8 protein-coding genes are annotated in these 6,462 nt (G+C 69.6%); 2 read left to right on the top strand and 6 right to left on the bottom strand.

Going from position 1 to position 6,462, the window contains the following annotated elements:
• Positions 1-26 precede the first annotated feature (26 nt).
• From IE145_RS32120 to IE145_RS32100, 5 genes are all read right to left on the bottom strand, one after another.
• A complete protein-coding gene (locus IE145_RS32120; protein WP_189528951.1) occupies positions 27-509 on the bottom strand; it encodes a putative T7SS-secreted protein in 483 nt (160 codons plus the stop codon).
• Positions 509-1,165 (bottom strand): hypothetical protein, encoded by a 657-nt coding sequence (locus tag IE145_RS32115; RefSeq protein WP_189528950.1) that lies wholly within the window; start codon positions 1,163-1,165, stop codon positions 509-511. The genes IE145_RS32120 and IE145_RS32115 overlap by 1 nt, the downstream gene beginning before the upstream one ends.
• Before the next feature lie 9 nt (positions 1,166-1,174).
• A complete protein-coding gene (locus tag IE145_RS32110; protein WP_308427841.1) occupies positions 1,175-1,774 on the bottom strand; it encodes a hypothetical protein in 600 nt (199 codons plus the stop codon).
• A 236-nt stretch (positions 1,775-2,010) separates the two neighbouring features.
• Complete coding sequence (locus IE145_RS32105; protein ID WP_189528949.1) at positions 2,011-2,430, bottom strand: nuclear transport factor 2 family protein; 420 nt, start codon at positions 2,428-2,430, stop codon at positions 2,011-2,013.
• 161 nt (positions 2,431-2,591) lie between these two features.
• Positions 2,592-3,668, bottom strand: coding sequence for a MarR family transcriptional regulator (locus IE145_RS32100; protein ID WP_189528948.1), 1,077 nt, complete (start codon positions 3,666-3,668; stop codon positions 2,592-2,594).
• Between the two features lie 414 nt (positions 3,669-4,082).
• Here IE145_RS32100 and IE145_RS32095 point away from each other — a divergent pair, with 414 nt between their 5' ends.
• Both IE145_RS32095 and IE145_RS33645 read left to right on the top strand, forming a co-directional pair.
• The gene (locus IE145_RS32095) at positions 4,083-4,418 is read left to right on the top strand and encodes a hypothetical protein (RefSeq protein ID WP_189528947.1); all 336 of its coding nucleotides are present in this window, start codon (positions 4,083-4,085) and stop codon (positions 4,416-4,418) included.
• Between the two features lie 197 nt (positions 4,419-4,615).
• Positions 4,616-4,816, top strand: a complete 201-nt coding sequence (locus IE145_RS33645; RefSeq protein WP_229825998.1) for a hypothetical protein — start codon at positions 4,616-4,618, stop codon at positions 4,814-4,816.
• 344 nt (positions 4,817-5,160) lie between these two features.
• On the opposite strand, the gene IE145_RS32085 is transcribed toward IE145_RS33645, so the two are convergent.
• On the bottom strand, positions 5,161-6,393 hold the full coding sequence (locus IE145_RS32085; RefSeq protein WP_189528945.1) for a serine hydrolase domain-containing protein: 1,233 nt from the start codon (positions 6,391-6,393) through the stop codon (positions 5,161-5,163).
• Between the last annotated feature and the right edge of the window lie 69 nt (positions 6,394-6,462).

Below are 6,462 nucleotides of genomic sequence, written 5' to 3'. Positions count from 1 at the left end.
ACCAGCATCGCCTGCACCCTCATCTGCTACCGCAGGCTCACCAAATGAGATGACTTCTTACTGGGGTGCATGTCGAACTTCTTGCGGAAGGCGTCGCCGCCTTCGCCTCTCCACCGCGTGGAGTCGAGGCTGCGCATGCCCTGGCCGACCTTGTCGAAGGCGGCCTGGAAATCCTGAAGGTGTTTGGCGCTTTCGGTGATCCTGCCGGCGTTTCCGTGGATGAGTTCGTTGGCGTCCTCGGTTTGGCCGAGTTGCTGTTCCCCCGGGGTGGCGCCGAGATCGGAAGCGACGCCGTCGCCCCAGTCCTCGACGGCGTCGGCGGCGCCGTGCAGCCCCACATGGTCCAGGCCGTCCCCGACCTTGTTCGTGCCCCAGTCGATGCCTTCACCGAGGAGCTTCTTGCCCTCGTCGAGACCGTCCTCAAGGGCGCCGATTCCGTCGTTGAACCCGTCCTTGAGATCGCCGCCGAGGTCCTTGAGGCCGTCGCCGAGGTCGCCGAGGACGCCCATCAGCCCTCACTCCCACCCTGCTGCCGGTCTGCCTGAGCCCGTGCCTCGGGGGACGGGCCGAAGGTGTCGTCCAGCATGCGTTCGTACTCGGCGTCGGAGACACCGAACGTGCCGTGCAGATTCTGCGGGTTGAGTCCCAGGGGCCCCAGGGTCTGAGAGGTCATCACATCCCGCCCGGCCTCCTTCCAGCCCTGCCTCATGTTCTCCCCGGCCCGGTCCCATGACTCCTGGCTGTAGTCGACCCCTCCGAAGACGCCGGAGGTGGCGATATCCCCCCAGCCTTGCTGGGTGACCTCGTCCTCGGAGGCGTACGGATTACCGATGGCCGCGTTCGTGACCACCTTGAAGGTGCCCTCGACGTACTGCTCGTTCTCGTAGTACGTACCGGCGGACAGCCCCGTGCCCTTGGCCAGCGCGTTGCCCTCGCTAATCAGGGAACGGACTCCCCACTCCCAGCGCTCACAGAACGACGAGAATTCGTCGGTGAGTCCTTGCTCTCCCAACTCCAGCCCTGAGAGGGCGATTTCTCCGAACCCACGCCCTCTCCCCGCCTGCCCGGCCATCCCCAGCTCCTTCAGCTCGCTGAGTGCGTCGGTCAGGCCCTTGGCGATCAGATTCAGGCCCTGAGTCCTGAGATCCCCGCCGCCCCCGTTCATTCGTTTCTCCTATTCGTGCGTGTTGGCGTCGATCGCGGCCCCGTCGGGCACGATCCCCTTGACCGGTGGGAGGACCAGTCCGTCCGGCCCGTCCGCACAGTCCAGCGCAACTCCGCACGGCACGCCGGCCGCAGGGACTGCCACATCGAGCAGACGTGCTCCCAGGATCGTTTGGTACGTCCACTCGCGACTGAATTCTCCGCGGGCCTGCGCGTAACGGGCGAGGGCCTGCTGGTCGGAGAAGGCCAGGATGAAGCGGATGCCGTTCATGTCGGCGGTCAGGAGACCCCGCTCGTCGTCGGACGCCTGCCCTTCGCCCATCGGGGCCAGGACCGGTGCGGCACGGAACCTTTCCAGCAGTGCGGTGAACTCCAGCCGACGCTGAACGACCACCGGATCGTCGGCCGGTGCCGCTCCTCTCGGAACCGCGCCCGGCTGCGTCGCGACTGTCCGCAGTTCAGAAGCTGAGACATCCGGAACGGCTCTTGCCGCACTTCCCCAGCCGCCTGATTCCCGCTTGATGTCGGACATTTCTGCGTACTCGGCAAGCCGCGACTTCGGGATCTCGGTCTGTGGCGGTCCACCTGCCCGGCTCTCGTGGTCAGACATGAGGGACATCATCACATCTGCAATCTGAGCAGCACAACGCCCCCCGTGACGGCGAACCCGACGGTGACGCCAGACCCATGGGCGGTGGCCTGTCCGGCCGAACACGGCTGAGTTGGCTTCACCGTGTGCGGTGTCGCCGTCAGGTCGGCCATTTAACGGGCCCGCTGTTCCGGGCGGCGCCCGAACTCCGTGCAGACGCCTTCAACAAGGCCCAACTCCGCCTATGTGTCCGCAGATCAGTCGGCGCCCGGGACGGGTGTGGCCTGGTGGTAGTACATCCGCCAGCCCGTAGACCCGTCCCCTCTGCGCCACAGCGAACTGCGGCGGGCCCGGCGACCGCCGAAGTCGGTCTCGTACGTGAGGTGCACGATCCCGGGGGCGAGGGCGACCCCGCTCATCCGGGAGGGCTCGAACCGGGCCCCGCCCCCGTCACCCTCCCCCTGGCTGCCCCCGCCGTCCAGGTCGGGGAGGGCGGCGAGCATCTCCTCGTACGTCCACCGCCGCCCCGAGGCCCCGACCTCGACGAACTCCGGGTCGAGGAGGCGCGCGGCGAGCGACCGTGACGTGCGGACGCGGGGGTCCAGCAACTGGAGCTCGGCGTCGATGGCGGCGTTCACGTCGGCGGCTTGCTGGGGTTCCTGGCTGATCCGGCTCATCGCGTCATGATCTCGGAAGGGCCGGGGGAGCGCACGCCCCTTTGCTCCGGGGGCGGCCCCTGGCGGTGGCCCGTCCGCTCGTGGTTCCCCGGTGGCTGTCGTGTGAATACCCCCGCACGCGCGGGGACCACAGTTCGCGACCTGCTCAGCCCTGGTCGGGATCAGACGGGTTTGAGCAGGGTGCGGAGGTTCGCCATGTGGGTCTTTACAGCGGCGATTTCGGTGGGATCGGGTGAACCGGCTTCGGCTTCGTGGCCCTCGGAGTGGGCGGCGCGGCAGGGGCGGCAGAGTCCGTCGGGGAGGGCTTCGGGTTGGCCGGGGCGGCCGCAGTCGGTGCATTCCATGAGGAGGCGGGGGGTGCCGGTGCCGGTGCTGGTGCCGGGTGAGGTGTTCGGGGTGGTGGGTCGGGTGGGCAGTCGGGGCGGGATCTTGTCGGTGAGGCGGCGGCGGACGAAGCGGGGCGGGCAGTCGACCTGGGCGGGGAGCCCTGCGGTGAGGGCGGCGGTCAGGTAGTCGGCGTCCACGCCTCGGTCGAGCCATTCCGCTGCCAGTGCTTCGAGGGCGGCGCAGTCGTCGGCGGACAGGGCCAGCCGGATGTCCTTGCGGCCGAGTTCGGCGAGGGCCAGGTAGGCGGCGGAGGGGGCGGTGGCAGGAGCCGATGCCGGCGCCGGTGCCGCCGGAGCTGTTTCGGGTGCCGTGCCCGGGGCGGGGTCGGGCGCGGTGCGCTGCTGCGGTACGGCGGCAGGGGGCGAGGCGGGCGGTGCTGAGGCGGTCGGGGGCTGCGCAGGTGCTGAGGGGGCTGGCGGTGCGGCGGTGGGGGTTGGGGTCCGGGTGGCGTTCTCGGTGGCGAGGTAGGTGGTCCACCACTCGTTGTCGCGTGCGGTGCGGGACCAGAAGGTCCGGAAGGCCCAGCGGGTCTCGTCGCCCTCGCCGACAGCGCACCGTACGCGTCGCAGATGCCCCGCGACGGACAGGGCTTTCAGGGCCGTGGAGATGGCCTGCTGCCCGTACAGCGGAAGCTGCTTCGCCAGGTGCTTGATGCTCATCGCGGCCCCGTCGGGGAGGTGGTCGACGAATCCGGCGACGTACCGCTCACGGGTCGGGAGCGCGGCGAAGTCGTCGCGGGTGCGCGGCTGTTGGCCGGGCGTGGAGCGTTTGCCGTAGCCGGGCTTGGCCAGCGGGTACGCGGCGGGGACTGCGGGGACGGACAGGGCGGAGCTAAGGTGCTGGGTAGCCAATGGATCGTCTTTCTAGGGTATCGATCTTGCGGTGAGACCCCGGCTGGTGCGCCAACACCGTGTCGGGGTCGATTAGTTCTCGTGGTTCTCGCACCGTAAGTGGCCGTCACGCTGCGCCGCAAGCTGTCACGATTAGTCATACCGGCTGGCCGTGACGGGGTGGGGAGGGAGGGGAGGTTCTCCCAACCCCCCTCTTCTGCCGCCCGGTTAAAGAAGGCGCTCGAACCCCGGGTCTCGGATCCCGACGCCCGGGTCCCGGCACCCGAGCTTCGGGCCGGAGCCCCGTTCGCGTACCCCCGAACGAGTGATGTCGGAGGCTCGGGTCTCGGGTCTCTGCGCGCGGGTCCCGGGTCCCGGGTCCCGGGTCTCGGTCTCGCTCGGACGCGGGGCCCGTTGTCCGCGATGATGTTCTCCATGGACTCCACGAGCGGCAATGATGAGCTCGAATCCGCCGTCTCCCACTTGTGGCAGGAGCACCTGCAAGCGCCGTTTCCCGCCGGACTGCGCGGCGCGGAGCGGGCGGGCATCGACCTCGTGCTCCTCGACGCCGACATCGCCGGGTGCGTATCAGCCTGGCTGAGCGGTGGCGGCTCCCTCGACGACGGGCGGCGCCGCGTCCTGCACAGGTGCATCGCCGACCTGGACCGGATCCTTCCCGTGCTCGGCCCCGGGGACGACACCCCCTACTGGCAGCGCATGTACCGGCTGTCGTGCTGGGTGGCCCGGGTGGACCCGCGACCTGCCGAGTGATGCTGGTCCAGGTGGAAGCAGTGTGGTGGGGTCCCGACGGGACCGTGACAGTCCGGACGCGCTCGGGGGTGGGGTCGGCCGTAGCGCGCTGGTGCGGTGATCCGACAGACGCGGGCTGTGAGCATCATGTGGAGTGGTCTGTTGAGGAGGACGTGGTCTGGGGCGGTAACACGCGACCGGCCGCCGATCCCTCGCCCATGGTGGGCGAGGACGGCGATCGAACAACCTTCCGGGGACGGCTGAGCCTCACCGGCGATGGCGGTGCCGTGTTGGAAGTGGCCGACGCCCAGATCCTGTTCGACCTCGCCGACCCGCCGCCTCCGGTGACGGTCAAGGAAACGTGGGTCGAGATCAGTGTGGAGCGGAACAGGGTCAGCCTGTTTCCCTACCTGCTGTGACGCGCGGAAGAGCGACTCCGCCCCGCCGTTCAGCAGTGCGGTGCTGAACCCGCTTCCGGAGGCTTGGGAGCGGTGCGCTGATCCGGTACGGAGGCGGCGGCCGAGGACGCTGTGGGCTCCCCGGCACCTGCCAGTTGCTTGACGCTCACGCCTCCGGACATGGCAGGGCGAGGGAGGCAGGGCTGGTTTCCCAACCCAGCCTCGTTCACCGCTGAGTTGAGAAGACGCTCGAACCTCTGGCCTCGTATCCACGGGTCTCGTATCCCGGGTCCCGGGCTCCAGACTTCCGGCGGGCGCCGGGGCGGCCGCACCGCCGCCGACGGGCGCCTGACAGGCTCCTGGCCTCAGGAAGTTTGGCGCCCCTGGGAGGCGCTGCCGTCGTAGACGTGGTCCGGGGTGGCGACCTGCGTCACCGCGCGGGCGAGCAGAGTGGACGGCTCCTGGGTCCCACTGAGGGAGTCCGTGTTGATCATGATGACCATGGTGGCCTTCTGCGCGGGCAGGTAGACGGTCACGGTCTCGTACCCCGGCAGCGAACCGTTGTGCCCGATCCACCCGCCGGTCTCGAAGATGCCGAGGCCGTAGCTGAGCCCCGGGAACCCGGTCGGCAGGGTCTTGAGCCGCTGCGCCTGGGTCTCCGGGCTGAGCAGCTCACCTGTGGCGACGACCTTGGCCCAGCGCCGCAGGTCGTGCAGATCGGAGATCATCGCCCCGGCGGCCCACGCCCAGCTGGGGTTCCAGTCCGTGGCGTCCTCGGTCTCACCGCTCAGCGTCTGGTCGGTGTAGCCGTGGGCGTGCGGTTCGGGGAACTCGGCCCCGGTCGGGAAGAGCGTGTGGTGGAGGCGGGCGGGGCGGAGCACCCGCTCGTGGATGACGCGGTCGAGACGCTGACCGGTGACCTTCTCGATCACCAGCCCGAGCAGGACGAGGTTGGAGTTGGAGTACTGGAACTCCGCGCCCGGCTTGAAGGTGTTCTTGTGCCGCATGCCGTACGCGAGCACGCCGCGCGGGGTGAACGAGCGGTACGGATCGCTCAGCAGGTCGTGCACGAAGCCGGCGTCGGCGGTGTACGGGAAGAGACCGCTGCGCATCCCGGCGAGCTGGCGGAGCGTGATCCGGTCGCCGTTGCGCACGCCGGAGACGTAACGGGAGATCGGGTCGTCCAGCTGGACGCGCTTCTCGTCGACGAGCTGGAGCAGCGCGGTGACCGTAAAGGTCTTGGTCTCACTGCCGATCCGGATGCGGGTGCCGGCGGACATCGGCTCACCGGTGACCTTGTTGCCGACACCGCTCGCGTGGACGTAGCTTCCCCGGCCCGGCATCCACAGCCCGACGACGACACCGGGGATGCCGGCCTGCTCGCGGACGTCGTCGATGGTCCGGTCCAGCTCGGCGGTCAGCGCGGGATCGAGCCCGCCCGGCGGACAGTCGTTCCGGCTGTGCTGGTCGTGCCGGCCGTGCTGGTCGAAGCCCGCGGCGTGCACCGTTGGGGCGGGAGCCATGGCCATCGAGGCCAGGACGGACGCCGCGAGCAGCGTCGTGGTGAGGAGGCGTCGGGTGGAGGTGCGGCGTCGCATGGCGGAAGGCCTTTCCAGGCGGGGGTGCGGACGGCAAAGACACCATCCGCCCACCGGACCACACGCCGT

It is taken from the genome of Streptomyces sindenensis (genome assembly GCF_014649035.1).
Lineage (GTDB): Bacteria > Actinomycetota > Actinomycetes > Streptomycetales > Streptomycetaceae > Streptomyces > Streptomyces sindenensis.
Note: the sequence above shows the minus strand (reverse complement) of the source record. Positions and strands in the feature narration are given on the sequence as shown.